The organism is Mesorhizobium sp. M7A.F.Ca.CA.002.09.1.1 (assembly GCF_003998555.1).
Lineage (GTDB): Bacteria > Pseudomonadota > Alphaproteobacteria > Rhizobiales > Rhizobiaceae > Mesorhizobium > Mesorhizobium ciceri.
In genome coordinates, this window is the sequence record NZ_RZRR01001359.1 from 1 (window position 1) to 943 (window position 943).

Annotated in this window: 2 protein-coding genes; both read right to left on the reverse strand. The window is 63.7% G+C overall.

The window, feature by feature from the left end:
• A partial coding sequence (locus EN994_RS33205; RefSeq protein WP_206530565.1) for an aldo/keto reductase occupies positions 1-446 on the reverse strand: 446 nt, incomplete at its 3' end.
• Positions 447-559: 113 nt separating this feature from the next.
• On the reverse strand, positions 560-943 hold a 384-nt coding region (locus EN994_RS33210), incomplete at its 5' end, for a hypothetical protein (RefSeq protein WP_245466170.1).

Here is a 943-nt window from a genome sequence, read left to right on the forward strand (position 1 = left end):
GCGCCGACGCGCGTCGGGTTGGCGCCCCAGGGGATATCCCGCTCCGGCCAGTGGATCTGATAGAGGTCGATGTAGTCGGTGCCGAGCTTGGTCAGCGACTTGTCGATGGCGTCAAAGATATCGGCGCGCACCAGTTGCGACGGCCTGTCGCCGCGAAACCAGCTGTTGGCCGTGCGGCCGACGACCTTCGAGGCCAAGATCACCTTGTCGCGGTTGCCCTTGGCCTTCATCCAGCTGCCGATGATCTTTTCGGTCCGCCCCTGCGTCTCCGCCTTGGGCGGGATCGGATAGAGCTCGGCGGTGTCGATGAAATTGACGCCGCGCGAGAAAGCCAGGTCCATCTGGGCGTGGCCTTCGGCCTCGGTGTTCTGCTGGCCCCAGGTCATGGAGCCCAGGCAGATCTGGGTAACAAGAAGATCGGTCCGACCGAGACGGCGTTTGTGCATGGATTCGGCTCCGGAGGAAGGCTGGCGCGACTGCGCGGAGGAGCCGCATCTATAGGCAAAGCAGAGCCGCTCTCCAAGCCTCGCCAGGCCGACTTTTGCGTGAACCAGCCGGGTTAGCGGCGAGCACCGGCCAGTGCACGACGCTTGGCCTCGTCGATCAGCATGTTGGCCACTTGCATGCGGATCATGGCGCGCTGGCGCAAATGTGGGGCGACGCGGTCGGGATGGTTGGCAAAGGCAAAGCTGCGGCGCATACGGCCGAAATCGGCGACCTGCTTGGGCTGATTGAGGCCGAGTTCGACGGCGATGGCTTCGGGATCGATCGGCGGCAGTTTTTCCTCGGGCTTTGGCTCTTCGCCGGCGAGAACCAGCTTGGCATGATCGAGCAAAGCGGCGAATTCGGTCGCCAGATCCGCGCCCGCCTCGCGATATTCGGCAGCGGAAACCTTGATGCGGCCGGAATGGAGTTCATCGGCCACCGAAAGATAGTCGAACGG